Annotated in this window: 17 protein-coding genes and 1 pseudogene; 7 read left to right on the forward strand and 11 right to left on the reverse strand. The window is 50.9% G+C overall.

The window, feature by feature from the left end; genetic code table 11:
• Positions 1–80 precede the first annotated feature (80 nt).
• Complete coding sequence (locus QMX98_RS13285) at positions 81–887, reverse strand: hypothetical protein (RefSeq protein ID WP_282410881.1); 807 nt, start codon at positions 885–887, stop codon at positions 81–83.
• 579 nt (positions 888–1466) lie between these two features.
• Between QMX98_RS13285 and QMX98_RS13290 the strand changes: the two genes are divergently transcribed.
• Positions 1467–2144: a heavy metal response regulator transcription factor gene (locus QMX98_RS13290; RefSeq protein WP_090470194.1), complete on the forward strand. Its 678-nt coding sequence runs from the start codon at positions 1467–1469 to the stop codon at positions 2142–2144.
• A 285-nt stretch (positions 2145–2429) separates the two neighbouring features.
• Positions 2430–2762: a DUF2790 domain-containing protein gene (locus QMX98_RS13295; protein ID WP_045061364.1), complete on the forward strand. Its 333-nt coding sequence runs from the start codon at positions 2430–2432 to the stop codon at positions 2760–2762.
• A 41-nt stretch (positions 2763–2803) separates the two neighbouring features.
• Here the strand turns inward: QMX98_RS13295 and QMX98_RS13300 are convergent, their stop codons facing one another.
• The 4 genes from QMX98_RS13300 to QMX98_RS13315 all read right to left on the reverse strand — a co-directional run bounded on the left by QMX98_RS13300 (position 2804) and on the right by QMX98_RS13315 (position 7469).
• The gene (locus QMX98_RS13300; protein WP_115146708.1) at positions 2804–4216 is read right to left on the reverse strand and encodes a heavy metal sensor histidine kinase; all 1413 of its coding nucleotides are present in this window, start codon (positions 4214–4216) and stop codon (positions 2804–2806) included.
• The gene (locus QMX98_RS13305; RefSeq protein ID WP_045061362.1) at positions 4213–4887 is read right to left on the reverse strand and encodes a heavy metal response regulator transcription factor; all 675 of its coding nucleotides are present in this window, start codon (positions 4885–4887) and stop codon (positions 4213–4215) included. Before QMX98_RS13305 ends, QMX98_RS13300 begins: the two co-directional genes overlap by 4 nt.
• 483 nt (positions 4888–5370) lie before the next feature.
• Positions 5371–6798 carry a heavy metal sensor histidine kinase gene (locus QMX98_RS13310; protein WP_045061361.1) on the reverse strand — a complete coding sequence of 476 codons (1428 nt, stop codon included), beginning with the start codon at positions 6796–6798 and terminating at the stop codon, positions 5371–5373.
• The gene (locus QMX98_RS13315; RefSeq protein ID WP_045061360.1) at positions 6795–7469 is read right to left on the reverse strand and encodes a heavy metal response regulator transcription factor; all 675 of its coding nucleotides are present in this window, start codon (positions 7467–7469) and stop codon (positions 6795–6797) included. The genes QMX98_RS13310 and QMX98_RS13315 overlap by 4 nt, the downstream gene beginning before the upstream one ends.
• Before the next feature lie 422 nt (positions 7470–7891).
• On the opposite strand from QMX98_RS13315, the gene QMX98_RS13320 reads away from it, so the two are divergent.
• The 5 genes from QMX98_RS13320 (at position 7892) to QMX98_RS13340 (ending at position 14455) form a co-directional block, all read left to right on the forward strand.
• Positions 7892–9121 (forward strand): TolC family protein, encoded by a 1230-nt coding sequence (locus tag QMX98_RS13320; protein WP_225568990.1) that lies wholly within the window; start codon positions 7892–7894, stop codon positions 9119–9121.
• An 88-nt stretch (positions 9122–9209) separates the two neighbouring features.
• Positions 9210–10439, forward strand: coding sequence for an efflux RND transporter periplasmic adaptor subunit (locus tag QMX98_RS13325; protein ID WP_045061359.1), 1230 nt, complete (start codon positions 9210–9212; stop codon positions 10437–10439).
• A gap of 26 nt (positions 10440–10465) precedes the next feature.
• Positions 10466–13639, forward strand: coding sequence for a CusA/CzcA family heavy metal efflux RND transporter (locus QMX98_RS13330; protein ID WP_045061358.1), 3174 nt, complete (start codon positions 10466–10468; stop codon positions 13637–13639).
• Positions 13640–13782: 143 nt separating this feature from the next.
• A complete protein-coding gene (locus tag QMX98_RS13335; RefSeq protein ID WP_017341679.1) occupies positions 13783–13980 on the forward strand; it encodes a co-regulatory protein PtrA N-terminal domain-containing protein in 198 nt (65 codons plus the stop codon).
• A 142-nt stretch (positions 13981–14122) separates the two neighbouring features.
• The gene (locus tag QMX98_RS13340; RefSeq protein WP_017341680.1) at positions 14123–14455 is read left to right on the forward strand and encodes a DUF2790 domain-containing protein; all 333 of its coding nucleotides are present in this window, start codon (positions 14123–14125) and stop codon (positions 14453–14455) included.
• Between the two features lie 377 nt (positions 14456–14832).
• On the opposite strand, the gene QMX98_RS13345 is transcribed toward QMX98_RS13340, so the two are convergent.
• The 6 genes and pseudogenes from QMX98_RS13345 to QMX98_RS13365 all read right to left on the reverse strand — a co-directional run.
• Positions 14833–16158, reverse strand: a complete 1326-nt coding sequence (locus QMX98_RS13345; RefSeq protein ID WP_045061357.1) for an OprD family porin — start codon at positions 16156–16158, stop codon at positions 14833–14835.
• A gap of 712 nt (positions 16159–16870) precedes the next feature.
• Positions 16871–17173: a hypothetical protein gene (locus tag QMX98_RS13350; protein WP_045061356.1), complete on the reverse strand. Its 303-nt coding sequence runs from the start codon at positions 17171–17173 to the stop codon at positions 16871–16873.
• Between the two features lie 375 nt (positions 17174–17548).
• Entirely contained in the window at positions 17549–18811 is a 1263-nt protein-coding gene (locus QMX98_RS13355) for a hypothetical protein (protein WP_115146710.1), read from the reverse strand.
• Positions 18812–18813: 2 nt separating this feature from the next.
• The gene (locus QMX98_RS13360) at positions 18814–19947 is read right to left on the reverse strand and encodes a nucleoid-associated protein (protein WP_045060514.1); all 1134 of its coding nucleotides are present in this window, start codon (positions 19945–19947) and stop codon (positions 18814–18816) included.
• 410 nt (positions 19948–20357) lie between these two features.
• Positions 20358–20489, reverse strand: a pseudogene (locus tag QMX98_RS35095) (BPSL0761 family protein); the annotation flags it as partial.
• A gap of 780 nt (positions 20490–21269) precedes the next feature.
• Positions 21270–21365 (reverse strand): transposase domain-containing protein (locus QMX98_RS13365; protein WP_045059740.1); only part of this gene is annotated, 96 nt, incomplete at its 5' end.

Here is a 21365-nt window from a genome sequence, read left to right on the forward strand (position 1 = left end):
ACCCTGAACGTTCTCGTCAGCTAGTTGGCGATCTGCGACTAGCCAAACCGCCAGACACCCCACGCTGATGAAAATCTTTTTCATGAGGTAGCACCCCAAGTAAGTGACGTGGCTGTAGATCCGCTCGATTCGTCCTTGAACGCCAGTAGTTGTGCTGAAGCGAGGTATTGGATACGGGTGCGCAGAGGGCCCAGAACACCCGTAAACTTGCGGTTGGATATTTCAAAGAAATTAGTGTTGGAGTCCTTGGCGCTTCGTGCGGCGGGAAGGATCACTTGACTGAAGAACTTCTTTTCTCTGTGGGCCATCGAGCGCTTGTCTACAGCAAGATGGATTTCGTACCGCAGGCGCGGTTCGGCGACGTTGTGCATATCACGAGACTGATAGGTGCGGCTAGCCTCCGACGAAATGCTTTTTAGTTTGCGGCCGAAAAACAAAATCGGCGTTGAAGCGCCCACCAGGTTCAACCGCTTCCGGATGCTGGTCATCGTTCCGCCAGACAGTGCGAACTCTGAGCTGAAATCAGACCTTGCTGTGCAAGCATGACGCCGTAAAAAACTTCGATCATCGGGGCGCAAGTCATTACGGCAGTGTTTAGACTCCAGCGCCACTATGCCTTTACTCTTAGATGCGACCTCAATCCATGCGTGACTTTTGCGGCACCTTTTCGGTGTCCGGCGGAGCTTAACGTTGGTAGTGTTCGAATTTTCGCGGAAGGCTTGGGCATCTATTATTAGTACTGGATTGGGGATCAAATCAGTCTGTTGCTGCCCGGCTTGGGCAGTTTGGATTTCCCACTGTGCATCTGCGAGGCTTGGGTTATTGGTCAATGCTATTTGAGGTTTGGTCACAGCCTCGGCGTGGGTTGCCCGAAGCAACGCCGTCATCAACGACGAAACACGAGACGGTGGGCCAGCCGCCCACAACATTTTTCTAATGCGAGATGGCATAACGAGATTTACGCCCCCAAAGTGCGCAGTTTCTTTGTTAACTCATAAATATTTGATGGTCTAAAAGACTTCTGATCGATTTCTGCCGGCTGAATTCGATCAGAAGTCGACACGACCGCAGGATCCTATGACGCATAGATTTTTTGCAGGCTCAATGTACTGCTGAACAGTTATCAGAAGGGTGACAGAAGAATTACAAATTTGTTATCCCCCCTCTGCCGCGGACAATTAGTCTAAGATCTACTTAGTGTGTAGGTTTGTATGTTTGTATGTTTGTATGTTTGTATGTTTGTATGTTTGTATGTTTGTATATTTGCATATTTGTATATTTGTATATTTGTATATTTGTATATTTGTATGTTTGACGTCGATAACATAACGGAGCCACAACAGCGCGCAATAGCTCCTTACTGACTAAAATCGTACAACGCAAATATGTTGAAGTTTATCGGTAAATAAAATTTTCTATACGTGTGTAAGGATGATTTATTATTTAGTGTCGAGACTTTATGAAAAATGCGTATTTTGATAATAGAAGACGAGCCGAAAACTGCCCATTATTTGCACCAGGGGCTGACCGAAAGCGGATTTATCGTTGATTGCGTCGCCAGCGGAATCGATGGCTTACGCTTGGTCTGCCAACAGGCTTATGATCTTGTAGTGCTTGACGCAAACCTACCGCAACGTGACGATTGGGGCCTACTTGTAAGTATTCGCAAGGTCACTATTTCGCCCATCATGATACTTACCGTTAAAGGTAGTCTGGAGGAAAAAATCAAGGGTTTCGACCTAGGCGCGGACGATTACATGGTCAAACCAATTGAGTTTCCAGAGCTGCTGGCCCGAGTACGCACTCTGATGCGTCGCGCTGTATTGTCGGCATTGCCCGACGTGCTGTGTGTCGGGGACCTGGAACTCGATCTTGGTAGACACCGGACCTTCCGAGGCGAGCAGCGGATTGAGCTGACCACCAAGGAGTTCGCCCTGCTATACCTCTTGATGCGCCAGACTGGTACGGCGCTGTCGCGCACGCAAATCATGTCCTCTGTCTGGGGGCGGAGTGCTGATTGCGACACCAATGTTGTTGAAGTGTCGATGAGAAGGCTTCGGGCCAAGATTGATGATCCTTTCAACAACAAGCTAATCCATACCTTGCGCGGTGTTGGATATGTTCTCGAAAAGCGTGATCAATGAGCCCTCTTAATCCCTCGAATTTTGAAGTTATGTGAAATAATCGGCAACAACTTTATAAACAGAACACACAAATGCCACTCTAAAATCACAGTTCTATTAGATTACGAAAATCGTCTTCGGGGTGGGGAAGCACTGTGCTTGGCTGATTATGTTACTTCACTGAGCTTGTGAGGATAACGGTTGGAAATTACAAATAAGTAATTCTCATTAGACAATTAATAAAGATTTACCTCGTTAACGTACTTAAGTTTAACAGCTTTGTAACTACTTCAAAGAGACTCTGCTATGAGTCTGTTAAAACTAAGTATTGTTGCACTGACGCAATCATTGCCTTCGATAGAATTCGCTGAAAGCCGTGGTGATCGCAACGTTGTCAACGCCATGGAAGCAAATCAGAAAGCAATGGCCGCCTACGCTGCGCAAAAAGGCAAGACCGCTCCGGAAATTCAGAAATATCACTATAGAATGAAGTTTGATATCGCAAAAGTGGTGAGTATGACCCCACCAATTCGCTCTTGCAACATTGTACCTTTTCGAATGACCTATGAGGACTCAGCTGGAAAGCTTCACACTATTGAATACCAAATTATTGGTGTGTGTCGTAACACGCACGAATGAACGAATGACGTGAATAAGGGCTGTTTTTTCAATGGTTGGTATCACCAGTTGGTGTGTCCATGGATGTTTGGAAAACCCAGCTTGAAGGTCGTGATCTTACCCGGGCGGCTATTAACTTCTGCGACTCCCTGATGCAAACTCATGATTGATTTCACAATGGCTAAACCAAGCCCGGTACTTCCTCCAGCGCGCGAATGATGAGTGTCAACTCGATAAAAGCGATCGAATAAGTGCGGTAGGTGTTGAGGTTCAATACCTGCGCCTCGGTTGGCTACATGTAGCGAGACTTCTGTGGCATGGACTTCGATGGTGATTGTGATGGCTTGGCCTACTGGGCAATGGCGGATTGCATTGGACATCAGGTTGGAAATTGCCCGCTGAATCATCAACCGATCACCAATGGTCGACCCCCTGCCAGTAACGCTCACGCTGATCTGTTTATCTTCCGCCGACAGTGAAAACAGATTGATGACCTTCAAGGCTTCATCCTCCAGAGCAATGGTCTCAAACGGGACCAGCGCAGCGGGATGACTGACCTGTGCCAGGAAAAGCATGTCCGAGACAATCCGGGCTACGCGCCCAAGCTCTTCGGTGGAGGACTCCAAAACCGCTTTGTACTCCTCGGCCGGCCTCTCCCGGGACAACGTCACCTGGGCTTTGCCCATCAGGTTGGAAATGGGTGCTCGTAGTTCGTGGGCCAAGTCATCGGAGAACTGCGACAACTGCTGAACATCGCTGTCTAGTCGGTGCAGCATGAAGTTGATGCCATGGGCCAGTTCGCTGAGCTCCTGCGGCATCTTGACCACCGAGAGTCGATGGCTGAGGTCCTGAGCAGAGATCATGGCGGCCACCTTGCGAAACTCCCGCAGCGGCGCGAGCCCCCGTTTTACCACTGCCCAGGCACTGAGGCCGATAAGTAGCAGCAGCAACGGCAAGGCCATGATCGTCGAGCTTAGATATGTGCTGAGCAGCGCTTCATCGTTGGCGCAATCAAGCGACAGCAATACGGCGACATTCGTACCGTTCGGCAAGCGGATCAGTCTGGATGCAGTCAGGAAGTGCCGGCCCTGATCATCGGTGCTTCGGGAGTACGACACCTTGTCGGTGGCAGCCCCTGCCGCCTTCAACTCCGCCCTGGGGTCCGTCAAGCCAAAGCCTGACTTCAAGAGCGGCGTCCTCATATTTATCAGGTCATAAATGGTAAGGTTGAGGTGGTCATGCCCCATCACCTGATCCAGCAAAACGTGCGGTTTAATGTTGATGTCGACAGGTTTTTCATACAGCGAAAGACTGTGCTCGATTTGCCGCATTTTCTCGCTCAAGTTGTCTTTTGACAGTTTATCTAACTCATGCGTTAGCGCGAGGAACGCAAGAACCGCCAGAAATAACACCAACAATGCGCCCATGATACTCACCGCCAAACCCAGCCGCATCGACAGGCTTGCCGACTTCATTCCCGGGCCTCCAGTACATAGCCAACGCCGCGCAGGGTATGGATTAGCTTCTTGTCAAAAGGATCATCAATCTTGGCCCTCAGGCGGCGGATTGAAACCTCGACCACATTGGTGTCGCAGTCGAAGTTCATGTCCCAGACCAATGAAATGATCTGAGTGCGGGAAAGCACCTCACCCGACTGGCGCATCAAAAGGTGCAGCAAAGCAAATTCCTTGGTCGTCAGGTCGATACGCTGCTCGCCCCGGAAGGCCCTATGGCGGCCCTGGTCGAGTTCCAGATCGGCGACTTTCAAGACCTCAGGGACGGAAACTTGTTCGCTGCGACGCATTAAAGTTCGTACCCGGGCCAACAGTTCCGGAAATTCGAATGGCTTGACCAGATAGTCATCGGCACCCAGGTCCAGGCCGCGGATCTTGTCCGCCAGGCGCCCGCGAGCGGTTAGCATCATGACCCGGGTGTTACTGCTTTGGCGCAGTCGCTCGAGCACACCCCAGCCATCAAGTTGTGGTAGATCGACGTCAAGTATTACCAAGTCGTAGGTTTGTTGACGCGCAAGGTGAAGTCCATCCGTACCATTCGCCGCGCGGTCTACTATATAGCCGCTTTCAGTCAAACCCTGATGCAGGTATTCGGCAGTTTTAAGCTCATCCTCAACTACAAGCATTCGCATGGTAGTGCCGCCCTATGTAATATGAATTGAATAATAAAATTTCGAAGTTTATTTAAGTGCCCGACTAAGAAATGATGTAGAACTATTCGATCATAAAAATCTCAAAACCGCGCATTGCTCAAGTGATCAGTATCAAGCCTGAAGCTGCTACAGGGTCAACAGGAGGAGGACATTTTACGATAAAAGTATTTGCGACTATATGTCGCAGGCATGTTAATGCGCGACTCCCGTACATTTATTTCAGCCAGAAGCCAAGCTCCGCTCGGCTGATATCTATGGGGAATCGTTTCGAAGTGTTACGGCGCAGATAGTCAATTTAATGCTGCACGCATTTTTTGGGGAGACTGGCAGGATGTACCAAGGGGAGTTGATCTCGCTTTGCGATTTTTAAGTACCCCGCGCTATCTATGCTCTATGCATTTTCGGATTCGCGTTTTTGGACTATTGTTTATCGTGATTTTAGTTACGGCTTTACTAAAATCACTACTTTTGTTTTTGGGCTTTTAAGTTGCTTTGTGCATTATATTTTGGAAATGTAAGTTGAAAAACTGTCAGATGGCCCGGCATACTTTGGACCTCTGCCATTCCCTGGTGCAGGCTCATGATGGATCGGACAATGGCCAACCCTAATCCAGTACCACCTTCAGCTCGTGAGCGACTGTTATCCACACGATAGAAGCGATCGAAAATGTGAAACAAGTGCTGGTGCTCAATTCCTACCCCAGGATTGCTTATTGATAGGGAGACTTTTTCAGATTGCGTTTCAATCGCTATAGCAATGGACTGCCCTGCTGGGCAGTGACGAATGGCATTTGATAAAAGATTGGAAATAGCCCGTTGAATCATGAGCCGATCACCTAAAACTTTACCCCATCCGCTGACAGTTATACCAACGCTCTTTTCCTCAGCCGATAGCGAAAAAAGGTCGATGACTTTTAGGGCTTCATCCTCTAGTAAAATGCTTTCAAACGGCACGAGTGCGGCCGGATGACTAACTTGGGCCAAGAAAAGCATGTCTGAAACAATTCTGGTGACTCGTCCTAGTTCCTCGGTGCATGACTCTAAAACAGCCTTGTACTCTTTTGCCGGGCGTTCTCGAGAAAGTGTTACCTGAGCTTTCCCCATAAGGTTCGTAATCGGTGACCGCAGCTCATGCGCCAAGTCATCAGAGAATTGCGATAGTTGTTGAACTCCGCCGTCAAGACGGTGCAGCATGAAGTTTATACCGTGAGCAAGCTCACTGAGTTCTTGGGGCATCTTGACAACTGAGAGTCGATGACTTAAATCCTGGGCCGACACCATTGCTGCAACTTTCCGGAATTCCCGAAGGGGGGATAAGCCACGTTGCACAATAGCCCAGGCGCTGATACCAATCAGAATCAGCAACAGTGGAACCGCTACAATGGTCGAACTCAGGTAGGCGCTCAATAGCGTTTCATCATTCGAGCGATCAATAGACAGTAGGACCGATACGAACTCACCATCCTTTAATTTCATGAGCTTAGAGGCGGTGAGGATGTGGATTCCGGACTCTTCGGCTGGGGAATAGTACGACAGCTTATTACTGGCGGCTGTTCCGGCTTGATTCGTAGATACTTCAGGTATATCTGCTCCAAAACTCAGCAGAGGTTCACTCATGTTGTCATCATCAAAGATGGTCAGGTTAAGATTGTCGTGTCCCAGCACTTGATCTAATAGCACGTGTGGTTTTAAACTCATGTCGCGGGTACTAATATCCATCAGTAGACTGTGCTCAATCTGACTCATCTTCTTCTCTAAGCTATTTTTTGCGCGCGAATCAAGTTCGTGAGTAAGCGCTAAAAAAGCTAGTATCGCTAAAAGCACTACTAGTACCGCTCCCATAATGCTAACTGTCAACCCCAGCCGCATCGATAGGCTGACCGGTTTCATTTCCTCGCCTCCAATACATAGCCTACGCCACGAAGGGTATGTATTAATTTTGTTTCAAATGGATCATCTATTTTTGCTCTCAATCTTCGTATCGAAACTTCGACAACGTTTGTGTCGCAGTCAAAGTTCATATCCCACACTAAAGAGATAATTTGAGTGCGAGATAACACCTCTCCTGATTGACGCATCAACAGATGAAGCAGCGCGAACTCCTTTGTCGTCAGATCTATGCGTTGCTTTCCGCGGAATGCGCGATGTCTGCCTTGATCAAGTTCAAGGTCAGCGACTTTTAATACCTCCGGAACTGGAATATGTTCGCTGCGACGCATTAAAGTGCGTACTCTTGCAAGCAACTCAGGGAATTCAAATGGCTTGACCAGGTAATCATCGGCTCCCAAATCCAATCCTTTGATTTTGTCTGCCAGACGCCCTCTTGCAGTCAGCATCATTACCCGAGTGCTACTAGTCTGCCGAATATTTTCAAGAACGTCCCAACCGTCAATTTCAGGTAGATTTACGTCTAGTATTACCAGATCATAAGCTTGCTGACGTGCTAGATGGAGTCCATCAGCCCCGGTCGATGCGCAGTCTACAATATAGCCACTTTCAGTCAGGCCTTGATGTAAGTACTCAGCAGTCTTCAGCTCGTCCTCTATCACAAGGATTCGCATAGGATTTCACCCTCTGGTAAATGTATCGGAATGATTTGATGCTCGTTAAACATGGTTTAAGGGCATTATTAATCTGTATAAACGTTTCGATTCTGGCTACATCTTTAATTTTATTCGCAATATGGTCTTTTTAAAGCTTTGCAAGGTTCGTCATGTTTCCTTTACCTCCCAAAGTATTAGGTTCGGCGCCCCTTTTTTGTTTCGGGTTGTTTCTTGGCGCGAGCACTTATTGACTTCATCCTAATGCATTAATTGAGGTTTTTCCGCTGGATAACGTATTTGTAATTTTTCAGTCACCTTGTTGATAGGTGCGGAGAATTACATTTGCCTCATGGGAAATTCTTTTTGTTTTAAAGGTTTAAGGAATGATGGAATTACTTCGGTGTAGAAAGTTTATTGCTCACCCAATCACGCATAAGACCATGCTAAGAGCAGGTCTCATTTCGATCCTTGCGCTTTTTACTAGTCCTTTGTTTGCGGCGACCGCTCAAATGCTCACAATGGATCAGGCGCTTGAAACTGCTTTTGCCAATAACCCTGATCTGGCGGCCGCTCAATGGGAGACTGGTATTGCTCAGGGAGAGCGACAGCAGGCAGGGTTGATCCCTAACCCTGAGGTTTCCTGGGAGGCTGAAGATACTCGGCGAAACTCGCGCACTACGACGGTAATGATCAACCAGCCGATCGAGCTTGGCGGTAAGCGCGGGGCTAGGATCGAGGTGGCCAGTCGAGCTCAAGACGCGGCCGGGATTGAATTGGAACGCAAACGCAATGTTCTGCGTGCCGATGTCATTCAGGCGTTTTACAGCTCCTCGACGGCTCAGCAAAGGCTGCTGTTATCACGTCAATCACTTGAGCTCGCCGAGCGCGGTTTGCGTGTAGCTCAAGGTCGCATCAAGAGTGGTAAATCCTCACCCGTTGAAGGTACTCGCGCAGAGGTTCAGCTATCAGAAGTGCGTCTGGAGCTGAGGCGGGCTGAGCGGGATGAGGCCAGTGCCTACCAGCGACTCGCTCAGGTCATGGGCGCGCCTTTGCCTGCATTCGTGTCTGTGGGTGATCCAGGCCGGTCGATGCCAACCGTACCGGATTCGTCACTGCTGCTTAATCGCATAGGTGAAACCGCGGAGCTACGATTGGCAAAACTGCAAATAGATCAGCGGGAAGCCTCCCTTGGCCTGGAGAAGGCTCAGCGAATTCCCGACCTCACCGTGAGTATCGGGAGCCAATACGACGAGCGCGAGCGCGAGCGGGTGAATGTTGTGGGGCTGTCTATGCCCATCCCATTGTTTAACCGTAACCAGGGCAACGTACTAGCCGCTGCCCGCCGTACCGATCAAGCCCGCGACCTTCGTAACGCCAGTGAGTTACGCCTGCGCACAGAAATCCAGACCACCCTGGATCAGTGGATGACGGCTAACACTGAAGTCGCGTCGTTCAATCAAACCATCCTGCCTGCCGCGCAAAGTGCCGTCGACACCGCTACCCGAGGTTTCGAAATGGGCAAGTTTAACTTCCTCGACGTACTCGATGCTCAGCGCACCTTGATTAGCGCCCGCACGCAATACATCCAGGCTATCGCCGAGGCGACAGACGCCTGGGTGCGCATCGAGCGAATTTTCGGAGATGTCGCCCTTCTCACTCGTACTCCGTGAATTTCATATAACGCTTTTTTTACCGCTGCTCAGCATCGCAATACCACGGTAATCCGTGACTGCCGACTGGGCTGCGCAGGGAGTTTCCATGGATAAAAAACTAATTCTCGTCACTGCACTGACCTTGACGGTGGGTATAGGCATCGGCTCGTTGTGGATGGGCAGCCCATCGGTGCCCTCAGCCGAAGCTCAGGCTCAGGCTCAGGAGGGCAAAGGCCATGACGATCACGGCGATGAAACTACTGGCAAGAAATCGGCCGAGGGCGAACACGCCGAAGGCGAAGCGGAAGAAGGTCACTTGACTCTGAGCGAAGAGCAGATCAGCTCAGCCGGCATCCAGTTGGTCGAAGCCAAGGCGCAGAGTATTAGCCTTTCATTGCCCTTTCCTGGAGAAATCCGTTTTGATGAAGACCGCACTGCGCATGTGGTGCCCCGCGTACCCGGTGTCGTCGAGTCGGTCCATGTCAATCTTGGTCAACCGGTGAAAAAAGGCCAGTTGCTGGCCGTGATCGCCAGCCAACAAATTTCTGATCAGCGTAGTGAACAAGCCGCGGCGCAACGTCGTCTTGAGTTGGCCCGTACTACCTACGAGCGAGAGCGACAGTTATGGCAGGACAAAATCTCTGCCGAACAGGATTTCCTGCAAGCCCGCCAGGCTTTGCAAGAAGCCGAAATCGCCCTCAGCAATGCTCGACAAAAAATCAGCGTACTCAGTGGCAGCTCGGTCACCAGCGGGGGTAACCGATATGAATTGCGTGCGCCGTTTGACGGGGTTGTCGTTGAGAAACACTTGGGCCTCGGTGAGGTTGTCAGCGAAACCACTAATGCCTTCACCCTCTCCGACTTGTCGCGTGTGTGGGTGACCTTTGGTGTCTCGCCAAAGGATTTAAACAAGGTACTGGTGGGCAAGTCGGTCACGGTCAGTGCGCCGGAACTGAATGCCGAAGTCACTGGAACCGTGGCCTATGTCGGCAGTTTGTTGGGCGAGCAAACTCGTACAGCCACGGTCCGCGTGACCTTGGCCAATCCACAAGGTGCATGGCGTCCCGGGCTATTCGTGACCGTGCAGGTTGACACTGATACTCGGCAAACAAAGGTCGCAGTACCAGAAGCGGCTATCCAGACGGTCGAGGACAAGCAAACTGTTTTCGTTCGAACGGACGACGGGTTTAAAGCTCAGCCAGTGGAGACAGGTGGCCGTTCGGCGGGTCTGGTCGAGATCACGGAGGGCCTGGAGCCCGGTGTTCAAGTCGCCGCTGCCGGCAGTTTCATTCTGAAATCAGAACTGGGTAAAGCCTCGGCTGAACACGCCCACTGATCCGCCACTTCCACGAGAAGGTTCTCATGTTCGAACGCCTGATCCAATTTGCCATCGAGCAGCGCATCATCGTGCTGCTCGCGGTTCTCCTCATGGCCGGCCTCGGTATAGCCAGCTACCAGAAGCTGCCGATCGACGCCGTTCCCGATATCACCAACGTCCAGGTGCAAATCAACACAGGGGCAGCAGGTTTTTCACCACTGGAAACCGAGCAGCGCATCACGTTCCCCATCGAAACTGCAATGGCTGGTTTGCCGGCTCTAGAACAAACTCGCTCGCTGTCACGCTCGGGTTTGTCGCAAGTCACAGTGATCTTCAAGGAAGGCACTGACCTGTTCTTCGCCCGACAATTGGTCAACGAACGGTTGCAGGTGGCCAAGGAGCAACTGCCCGAGGGTGTGGAAGCCGTCATGGGGCCGATCTCAACCGGTCTGGGTGAAATTTTCCTGTGGACGGTCGAGGCTGAAGAAGGTGCTGTCAAGGAGGACGGCAACCCCTATACGCCGACCGACCTGAGGGTGATCCAAGACTGGATCATAAAACCTCAGCTGCGCAATGTTCCCGGGGTCGCCGAAATCAATACCATTGGCGGGTTCGCCAAGGAGTACCAGATTGCGCCTGATCCAAAACGCTTGGCGGCTTACAAGCTTACGCTGACTGACCTTGTTACAGCGCTGGAGCGCAACAACGCTAACGTCGGTGCCGGTTACATCGAACACAGTGGCGAACAGTTACTGATTCGCGCACCCGGCCAAGTAGCGACCACCGACGATATCGCCAATATCGTCATGGCCAACGTCGACGGTACGCCCATCCGCGTCAAGAACGTCGCAACCGTGGACATCGGCCGTGAATTGCGCACGGGGGCCGCGACCGAAAACGGTCGTGAAGTGGTGCTCGGCACAGTGTTCATGCTGATCGGTGAGAACAGCCGCACCGTGGCCCAGGCCGTTGCCAGCAAGCTTGAGCAAATCAACCGCTCACTGCCAAAAGGGGTGGTGGCAGTCACCGTCTATGACCGTACCAATTTGGTGGACAAGGCGATTGCCACCGTTAAGAAGAACTTGATTGAAGGTGCGATTCTGGTAATCGCGATTCTGTTCCTGTTCCTTGGCAACATTCGCGCCGCTCTGATCACTGCCATGGTGATCCCGCTCGCGATGCTATTCACATTCACTGGCATGTTCACCAACAAGGTCAGCGCCAACCTGATGAGCCTCGGAGCGTTGGACTTTGGCATCATCGTTGATGGCGCGGTGGTCATTGTCGAAAACGCCATCCGTCGTCTGGCCCATGCACAGCAACACCACGGACGCATCCTCACCCGCTCCGAACGCTTTCACGAAGTGTTCGCGGCGGCCAAGGAAGCACGCCGACCGCTGATTTTCGGCCAGTTGATCATCATGGTCGTGTACCTACCGATTTTTGCCCTCACCGGCGTCGAAGGAAAAATGTTTCACCCGATGGCGTTTACTGTGGTGATTGCCTTGCTCGGCGCGATGCTGTTGTCGGTGACCTTTGTCCCGGCGGCGATTGCGATGTTCGTCACCGGTAAGGTCAAGGAAGAAGAGAACATCATCATGCGTGGCGCCCGTCGGGTGTATGCGCCAGCGCTAGAATGGGTCATGGGCCATCGATCAATGGCATTCGCCATAGCACTAGCCGTTATCGCGGTGTGCGGTGTGGTCGCCAGTCGAATGGGCAGCGAGTTTGTGCCGAGCCTCAGTGAAGGGGATTTCGCGTTACAAGCACTGCGTGTACCAGGTACCAGCCTGACGCAATCGGTAGAAATGCAGCAACGTCTGGAAAGACTTGTGTTAGCAAAGGTACCGGAGGTCAAGCGGATGTTTGCTCGTACTGGTACAGCAGAAATTGCCTCAGACCCAATGCCACCAAACATCTCTGACAGCTACGTGATGCTCAAGCCGAAGAATCAATGGCCTGATCCGAATAAATCCAGAGAGGCGTTGGTAGCTGATATCCAAAAAGCTACAGCCGGAATGCCCGGAAGCAACTATGAGCTTTCTCAGCCTATTCAATTGCGTTTTAACGAGCTGATTTCAGGCGTGCGCAGTGATGTGGCGGTCAAGGTCTTCGGTGATGACATGGCGGTGCTTAACAGCACCGCTGCAAAAATTGCCGCGTCCATGCAGAAGATCAATGGTGCCTCCGAGGTCAAAGTCGAGCAAACGTCGGGACTGCCGGTACTGACCATCAACATCGACCGTGACAAAGCCGCCCGTTACGGACTGAACGTTGGCGACGTACAAGACACCATTGCGGTGGCGGTCGGTGGTCGTCAAGCCGGTACGATGTATGAGGGAGACCGCCGATTCGACATGGTGGTGCGTTTATCCGACGCCATGCGTAAGGATCTCGAGGGATTGTCCACACTGCTAATCCCGGTACCGGCGCTGCTTAACACCAATGCCGATCAGATCGGGTTTATTGCTCTTTCAGAGGTGGCTAGCCTCGATCTAGTGTTGGGACCTAACCAGGTCAGTCGTGAAAACGGCAAACGTCTGGTGATCGTCAGCGCCAACGTGCGTGGGCGTGATATCGGCTCATTTGTACAGGAGGCCAGTAGCGCCATTGATAAAGAAGTGCAGATCCCGGCCGGTTACTGGACCAACTGGGGAGGACAGTTCGAGCAGCTCCAATCCGCTGCCAAGCGACTACAGATTGTAGTCCCGGTGGCCCTGCTCTTGGTGTTCGCACTCTTGTTCATGATGTTCAACAACCTCAAGGATGGCCTATTGGTGTTCACCGGTATTCCATTCGCATTGACGGGGGGAGTCATGGCTTTATGGCTCCGAGACATCCCGCTGTCGATCTCGGCAGGTGTTGGTTTCATCGCGTTGTCGGGCGTGGCGGTGCTGAATGGTCTGGTGATGATTGCGTTCATCCGCAATCTTCGGGAGGAAGGACATTCGTTGAGTTCCGCAATCAATGAAGGGGCTCTTACCCGTTTGCGCCCAGTGTTGATGACAGCTCTGGTGGCCTCTCTTGGCTTTATTCCGATGGCACTGGCCACCGGAACGGGGGCAGAGGTCCAGAGACCCCTGGCTACCGTGGTGATCGGGGGCATCCTATCCTCAACTGCGTTGACCCTGCTGATATTGCCTGCGCTTTATCAATGGGCGCACCGCCGAGACGAGGAAGAAGCCGAAGACGAAGACGATAAAATAGAAGCCGTATAATTCTTTAGTTTTAAAAGCCCACTATCGAGATTCGATAGTGGGCTTTTTTATGTGAGCTACATAACGAATCTGTAATCTTGGCGCCACCGTGTTGATAGGTTCGAATTGATACCCTACTAGCGTTAACTATATGAGGTGTCAGTATGAAAATTGCTCAAATCTGCGCTCTTGCGGGTGCTTTAATCCTTTCTTCAGTTGCTTTAGCCGAAGGTGGGGGGGACAGAACCTTCGAAAAAATGATGGCGGCGCGAGATGTGGCAATGGAGGCATATGTTGCTAGAGAAGGGAAGAGCGTTCCCGTGGTTTCAAGTGATGCTAAAGATGAGACAGGTAAAATGTAGTAGTACTGCGTATAAAAAACCGCTTCCGGTTTCCGGCGGCGGTTTTTTTTACGGCTTTATTACACATTCGTAACCTAGCCGCCACGCCATCGCAATGTTCGAATTGATATCCTTGTAACAGTTAATATATGAGGTACTAAATATGAAGTTCATGAGTATTATTACTTTCGCTGGAGCTCTGACGTTATCCTCTCTCGTACTGGCGGAAGGGGGAGGAGACAAAGCCTTTGAAAAGATGATGGTGGCGAATGCTAAAGCCATGGAGCAGTATGCAATTAGCCAGGGGAAAAGCGCCCCTGTGTCGAAAGAATACGAGTACGGGATGAAGGTGGATGTTGTGAAGGTTATCAGTGTGGTGCGGCCTGCAAAAGTCTGCGCAGTGGTGCCCGCCGCAATGACCTATGAAGATTCAAAAGGACAGCTAAATACAATTAGGTACACTGTGGCTGGAGAGTGTCGTAAACGAGGCGGCTAGCAGCTATGCTGCTGTCAGAGGGATTTATAACGCTCGATTAACCTCAATACTTAGAGGTATCGGGCGTTTTTTATATGCTCGTGTTTTAACGGTCATAAAAAAGACGCCCCGAGGGACGTCTTAAAAATTCACCTTTTTCCAAAGGAGCTTCTAAAGGTGAGCTTGGAGCTTTTAACTGAACAGCGATGAGTTTCAGATTTTCACATACTAGCTACTTGTCTATAGGACTCCAACCAGATGCGCTAGCTAGATTCCTATTAACTCCCACTCACTATAAGCAATTCAAGTTAACATGAAGATGATTGAAAAATTACATTTTTGAAATCTTTCTAGCGAAAACGGGATATTCGTGAAGAACGAATTATCCCGTTCAGGTATTACAGAATCGCTAGTGGGTACTCAACGATCACACGGACTTCATCCAAATCAGACTCAAACGCGGTTGCACGGGTGTTCATTTGTCGCAAGCGGAAGGACATATCTTTCAAGGAGCCTGTCTGAACGACGTATTTTACTTCGATGTCGCGCTCCCAACGTTTCTGATCGGTCAACGGGTTTCCATCCGCATCGCGCCGCATGTATGTGGCGTTGGCGTTGGAGTAGTCGGCGTCGGTGCCACGACCATAACGTGTCATAAACGACAAGCCAGGTACACCATACGAGCTCATGTCGAGGTCGTAACGCACCATCCATGAACGTTCTTTTGGCGAGTTGAAGTCGCTGTACTGGATTGAGTTGTCGAGAAAGATGGAATCCGACTGACGCAGATAGTCGAAGTCGTCGTTACCATTATTTCGCTGGTGAGAAAGTGCAAGTGAGTGTGCGCCATACTTCACGCCAACCTTAGCGCTCCAAATATTGTTGTCGAACTCGCCCAGCAGTTTTTTCCCTTCGTCAACGGCCTTGTAGTAATTCACACCGCCGAATACGGAAAGCTCATCAGAGAAGGAGTAGTTCAACCCGGTGCCAGCATAGTATTGATTCCAGGCGTCTTTGAGACGACTGGAGTAAAGACTAACGATAATATTCTTATTCACATTGTAGTCGCCACCAAAATAGCCGACCCAAGGTGAGTTAACTGGGCCTGCATAGAAGGTTGCGAAGTTGTCGCGCATATTGCTGGAGACTGGTTGACTCATAGCATGCAGGCGACCACCCTGAACTGTCAGCCCTTCGATGCTGGTATTGGTAGCGGTCACACCACGGAAACTTTCCGGTAAAAGCCTTGAGTCGCCAGAAGCCACGACAGGGTTGGCGGGAAATACATCACCTACTTTCACCACAGTGTCAAAAGCGCGAACTTTTGCCGCGCCACCGACTTTCGTGTATTCATCTCGAGCTTCGCCGTCGCCATTGACAGGTAGCACATCGAATGAACTACGACCGCCGTTACGACCGTCACCCGTATCAAGCTTCAAACCGATCATCGCGAAAGCGTCGACGCCCACGCCTACAGTGCCTTGGGTAAACCCGGATTCGAACTTACTGATAATCGCATGCGACCAAGCTTCGGAGTAGCCATTGCCCGTGGGGCTTGATTGACCGTTACGATGATCACGATTGAAGTAGAAATTTCGATTGAGCACGGTAAGGCTGCTGTCTTCGATAAACCCCCCAGTCTTTTCCTCCGCAAACACTATAGAAGGCCCAGAACTGACAACCAACGCCAAAGCGGCCATCGAAAATTTCGTATTGTTATCCATTAATCACTCCTTAGGTTCGGCAGAACTAGAAAGCTCTTCGGCTGGAATTATTGTTTACGGGAGCAGTTTCTGCTCCCGTATCGTCGCCGACTTGTATCGTTGCAATTTGAAGATAACGGGGAGATGATTGAAAAATTACAATTCTGTAATGTTCGCCTGTTTTTTCAAAATTAACTTTTGCGGCATGCCCCCAACCGATGGGTGGCTCTACCTTTACTAGGGCTTTTCTCAGGAATTCTCTTAACCAGCAGCACGAATCCACACCTGAAAGTGCGCATGCTCAGGAGCTGAAATCAGTTCTCGATGCATCGTCACAGTGAAGTCGAACCGAGATCGTTTAGATTTTTGGCTCACCTGACCAATCTGACCATCACACAGCTTTATATGATTCAAGCAGTGACCGCGGTCAAGTTGGGATGCGGTAATAGCTGTACCCGGAAGGCGGTGGCCGCTAACCAAAATGGGATAGCAATAGCGGAAATATTCCGGATGTAGTGTTGTGGAGTTCCCCATCCGCTTGTTCAAAAAACCGAGTATTTTTTAATACTGCTGGAGTTGTTGCTTTTGGACTTTATCAGCCAGTCCCTATTACGGCGCATACTGGTCAAGTTACATGCAAACGAATGTCTGCAAGAAAACAACTGGCTGGTCAGTGGTATTGCATAGGGAGCAAGAGCAGTGCAATGAAGCACGCTCTTTAACGACACGATAGTTACTGGATGGGTTTGACCGAGACCACATCGAAATATTTGAATTTCTTTTTTTTAGCTTCTTTTTTAGCCTCTTGTTCCGCGATAAGAGTACTCAGCGTGTTCGCATCATAAATGAACACGCTCACGTCGCCTTCGAAGTCCTTGGTAACGTGCAGTGTCACCCTCAGCTTCAGTGATAGCGGTTTAGAGTTTAGTCGGGACGTTGGACTCGGCTGCGGCTTTGCGAGTACTACGGGGTCGGATTGTTTTGGGGAGCCGAATAGCGCCAAGCGCATATCCTCCTCATTCAGTTCAACGCTCATCTGGGATTTCTCGTCGCTAATGTAAGACGCGGGACCTTCATTACGTAGACTACGTGGCAAGCTCCTGCTGACTGCCAACTGTGATGGCCTCAGGAGTTTCAAATGGTGGGTTTTCATCTCTTAACGTTCATCACTGAGCGATTGAAAACGACGTGGCCGAGGGATAAGCCAGATTTCCTGCAAAGCGCAGCCTTTATGAAAACCGCCGCACGCTCCAGCTCCGTTGAGGATGCTGCGTGCTCAGCTGCCATCTGTTTGTTGCGAGCATAAATTTTTTCCTCGATCAATTGTAGGCAGCGTGGATCATTATTCAACAGTTTGAACTTACTAATCCTATTTCACCTTAAAATTTTCCATAGAAATGAGGCAAAGCCTTTACGGGCTGAGAAAGTTCGGGGCTACGTTGAGCGCGGAAAACACGATCGACAGGATGGTCATCAATAGCCATACGAAACCATCCCAGTATTTTATCGCGGCCAGCAGCAAGGCCCCGACGATTGGCAGCAAGGACAGCCCCTTCAGCAAGCGAAAGGTCCTGGTTAGCGTTCGGCCCTGCTTGTCGACCTGGTCGATGGTGATCCTGAGCAAGCCCTGAAGTTTTGGGGGATAGGTTTTTATCTTGTCCTTAAAATCATCGAAGATGACATTGAAACTGTGTAGCAGGCGCTCTGTTTGCAGCATTTGATTGTGCAGGATCGCAAGCAGAACCACAGAGACCACTGCTAGCCCAAGGACAAGAATAAAACCTTCGAATTTTGAGGTTGTTTTCTCCAGCACGACCAGACCCGCTAACGATATCGGCAGGGCAAGCATCTTGCCCGCGATGTCGCCCAGTACTCCACTAAGCTTAGTGCCATAGTCGATTTCAGCCTGGGCCACCTCGCGCCGGGCCCGCTCAAACGAGAAGCTATAGACGTAGGTTTGCAGATTCGCACGGTACGTGGCGAGGACCTCCCGCCACTCCCGCACGATCACCAAGAACAGATTCGGCTCGCTCTCAAACTTCTCGATGACGCTCGCCACCGCCATCCGAATCATCAATTTTCGTTCGGAGAGGTGCGCCTTGTTTTCGTTTTTTCGATTGAGTATTTCTTCCAACAAACTCAGGTGGTTGAGCTCATAGTCAAGAACCTTGACGTCAACCTGGGTAGGCAACAGAAAAGTTCTCGGAGGCTTAGCCCCATCGGGAGGCAAGGCAAAAAACAGGTTATAACCATCTGGACTGCTGTCTTTGTCGACGCCGATCGCTAGCAGTGCAAGCAGCTCGATCATCCGGCAGACGCGCCTGAGCGCCTTAATCGCCGAAGGTTCGGTGTCATCACTATCCGCCCAACTGAGCTCAACAATGTACACGTTGCTCGGAAATTGGCCCTTGCCCAATGAGCCATTGCGAGCGACAAACTCGCCTAAGTTCGCGTAGAACCGGCCCGACTCGTTCGATGGCAAGCGAAACTCAATATCGAGAGAGTCAGCTTCTTCAGAGCAATGCTCGAACTTGCCATAAGCTGCGGGCAGGTCATCACACATTCGCAACGCACCGATAATGTCGGGCGTTGGCCTCCCCTCATAGCGGATGACCCCATCCTCAATGGTGGGCGCTCCGAGGGTACGGTAGAGAGCTACCACATTGGAAAACATTCTTAGCCAGCCCTAGCCAGCAATTCTTTCTCGATCACACCAACCAGTTCGGCAGTCAGATTGGACAGGGTCAACTTCTTCCGTCCCTCATCATAGTAAACGTCTGCGGCCGGATCCTTACCTAACGCTCCACGCTCGAATTGCAACGACCAGTTAGCAGCGTCCCCCTTGATACGGGTCTTCTCTTTCAGCGATTTCGCATTGACCGTAAAGTCGTCCGGCACCTTATGTTTCTCACTATTCAAATAGTCTTTCAGCCCAACGATTTCATCCACTAAGTCAGCGGGTACGTGTGCGACAGCGACGTGGCAGATGGCGTCCAGGCGTGCGGACTTACCTGCGGCCAACTGCTCCTCCAGATATTTGATCACCGCCTCTTTGGCCTTATAACCAAAGCTTTTTAACGCTTTGTTGTCGCGAAAAAACCGGGCAACGTTATCAATGGCATTTTTGGTAGCGCGTCCGGAGGCCACTCCTTTCGCACAACCCAGTGCAGAAATGAAATAGTCAGATGCCTGACTATCACGGCCGCGGCTGATGAAGCACAGGTAGGTTGAATCCACTTCATCCTCCGCGTCATCCTCATCCTGCTCAGGCGCAGCAGCGGCCGCAGCAGCCATAGCCTTTATGGCCACGAAGCTAGCCAAGTTGATCCTGGCGGCCTGCTGAACCTTGTTGAGATCGACCTCTTGAATTTCCTTCGGCACATAGTTTTCGTCCAGCTGAATACCACCGCGCTCCTTCATGCTGGCGACCAGGAAAAAGTCGGTTGCGCCCGAGGTGTACTGGGCGCAAAGGATGTGTCCACCAGTCGACAAGACTTGATTACCGGCTTGCTCCACCAGTTGGTCCATTGCCAAGTGGGTCAAGTCGATAAATTGCGCTTCATCATCTTGTACTTCTACGAACGCGGTGAAGCGCTCTGGAAACGGCCCCTGACGGTCATCATTGGCAAACTGTCCATAGACCACGCTGTTGCCTTCTTTGCCGATGAGGCCGTGGATGCCATTGACCAGAAAATGCAACGCAGGATTTTCAGTATCGAGCGCCACATCCTTCTTGACCACCTCGGAGATAAAGCTGGTCTTGGCCAGCTTCTTGAAGCTGTGAATAATGGCAGTTTTCAGTGTGATCATAGGTCGAATTCCGTTCCGATAGTATCAATATGGAATCACTGAAAATAACACCTTACCCAACAAACTTCAGGGCTTATCTCGGCACATGACACCGCCTAAGGGCTTCAACACTTAGGCAATGAGTAAGGCCGCAAGAACCCATTAACTGTACATGCATACAGCATAAGAATCTATGCCGTTCATCAACACGAGGGTCGGAGCGTTGAAGCGCGGACAGCACCATCGCGGATTGCCACAGACCATGGTCTCTATCATAGACTCAGTCTGAGGAAGTTTTTCCAGCCTTATCCGTCAGTGCTGGAGCTCAACTGGGGAGTGTGGACCACTATCGCGAACTCTCGCGTTGGATCGCTCGGACCCTTTGTTTGAAGCAGCTCTTCGAAGGAGCCGATCCCAAAGATCACCCATGGTTCTGGGTAATGCCGCAGGAGGCGTTTTGCCTGCTGACGAACAGATTCTGGGAGAGTCTGATCTCTGGACAGCTCACGCAAGAACTCGCCTGTTTGGACGATACTCCGGGTACGCTCGCAGGGCATAGTCATGTGTTGCCACTCCGCTAGAATTTGCGCTTAACCTTAGAAAACCAACCGCCATCGCCGAGGATTCTGGGGGTGTGAACCATTCGTTTGAATTATAGCAAGCACGCCGCTCGGCTCCTCTGAAGTAGACAGGCTACCCCCTATCAAGCCAAGTTCTAGGGGGCGATTGCTGATACGTGGCCAACACTAAGTCTTGGTAAGCACCGGAAAAATATAGGGATGGCTGAGGCGGACGAAACCTAAAACGCTGAACGTCGATGACTGCCACATTGCGCACCAGTGACTTTCAGTACAGGCTCTGCGCGACGTCCAGGTCTGTTCGTACCCTTCGACCGGGTCCCATCAACACATAAACGGTGTTTTTTGTCTCGAACAGGCAATCATGGGTGAACGAAACCCCCAATGAAGTTCTTACCCAGTGACCGCGAGGGAAACGTCCTTTGCTATCGTGGATAACACATAAAGCGTTGACCAAAGTAGGAGTGACTCCTCTTCTAGCAACGGCGTTTAACTGACGGGGGGAGACCGCTATATCAACCACTGTCCAGTCAGCGACTAGACAATAGGCGCGTCCAGGGAAGTAAAATCCGACCAGTGCCAAGGCGTCTGAATGAGCTAGCTCACATCCAGGTAGTTTTTCGCCACCGGAAAGCAGTTCGGCTAGGCCCTCAAGATTCATTCGTCCCTCCGACCCACTTCAAAAATCGAGTCGAACTATCAATCACACCAGTCAGCATAGCTGCCCGTAAAACGTAAGCGTCCGCCGAAGTCACCTTGCGTGACTCAGGCGGGCATCCACCGATGCGGCAGCAGTTGATCAATCTCACTGGCACGCTGCGTCGGCAGCCGCGTCAGTACATCTTTGAGATAGGCATACGG

Source organism: Pseudomonas sp. PS02303, assembly GCF_029959925.1.
GTDB classification, from domain to species: domain Bacteria; phylum Pseudomonadota; class Gammaproteobacteria; order Pseudomonadales; family Pseudomonadaceae; genus Aquipseudomonas; species Aquipseudomonas mandelii.

What these genes read in the sequence shown, in the direction of transcription:
- QMX98_RS13295 (WP_045061364.1), top strand. Translation starts at nt 2,430, where the DNA reads ATGAGTCTGTTAAAACTAAGTATTGTTGCACTGACGCAATCATTGCCT.
- QMX98_RS13355 (WP_115146710.1), bottom strand. Translation starts at nt 18,811, where the DNA reads ATGTTTTCCAATGTGGTAGCTCTCTACCGTACCCTCGGAGCGCCCACC.
- QMX98_RS13285 (WP_282410881.1), bottom strand. Translation starts at nt 887, where the DNA reads ATGACGGCGTTGCTTCGGGCAACCCACGCCGAGGCTGTGACCAAACCT.
- QMX98_RS13300 (WP_115146708.1), bottom strand. Translation starts at nt 4,216, where the DNA reads ATGAAGTCGGCAAGCCTGTCGATGCGGCTGGGTTTGGCGGTGAGTATC.
- QMX98_RS13290 (WP_090470194.1), top strand. Translation starts at nt 1,467, where the DNA reads ATGCGTATTTTGATAATAGAAGACGAGCCGAAAACTGCCCATTATTTG.
- QMX98_RS13310 (WP_045061361.1), bottom strand. Translation starts at nt 6,798, where the DNA reads ATGAAACCGGTCAGCCTATCGATGCGGCTGGGGTTGACAGTTAGCATT.
- QMX98_RS13315 (WP_045061360.1), bottom strand. Translation starts at nt 7,469, where the DNA reads ATGCGAATCCTTGTGATAGAGGACGAGCTGAAGACTGCTGAGTACTTA.
- QMX98_RS13345 (WP_045061357.1), bottom strand. Translation starts at nt 16,158, where the DNA reads ATGGATAACAATACGAAATTTTCGATGGCCGCTTTGGCGTTGGTTGTC.
- QMX98_RS13325 (WP_045061359.1), top strand. Translation starts at nt 9,210, where the DNA reads ATGGATAAAAAACTAATTCTCGTCACTGCACTGACCTTGACGGTGGGT.
- QMX98_RS13360 (WP_045060514.1), bottom strand. Translation starts at nt 19,947, where the DNA reads ATGATCACACTGAAAACTGCCATTATTCACAGCTTCAAGAAGCTGGCC.
- QMX98_RS13320 (WP_225568990.1), top strand. Translation starts at nt 7,892, where the DNA reads ATGCTAAGAGCAGGTCTCATTTCGATCCTTGCGCTTTTTACTAGTCCT.
- QMX98_RS13335 (WP_017341679.1), top strand. Translation starts at nt 13,783, where the DNA reads ATGAAAATTGCTCAAATCTGCGCTCTTGCGGGTGCTTTAATCCTTTCT.
- QMX98_RS13305 (WP_045061362.1), bottom strand. Translation starts at nt 4,887, where the DNA reads ATGCGAATGCTTGTAGTTGAGGATGAGCTTAAAACTGCCGAATACCTG.
- QMX98_RS13330 (WP_045061358.1), top strand. Translation starts at nt 10,466, where the DNA reads ATGTTCGAACGCCTGATCCAATTTGCCATCGAGCAGCGCATCATCGTG.
- QMX98_RS13350 (WP_045061356.1), bottom strand. Translation starts at nt 17,173, where the DNA reads ATGAGCGTTGAACTGAATGAGGAGGATATGCGCTTGGCGCTATTCGGC.
- QMX98_RS13340 (WP_017341680.1), top strand. Translation starts at nt 14,123, where the DNA reads ATGAAGTTCATGAGTATTATTACTTTCGCTGGAGCTCTGACGTTATCC.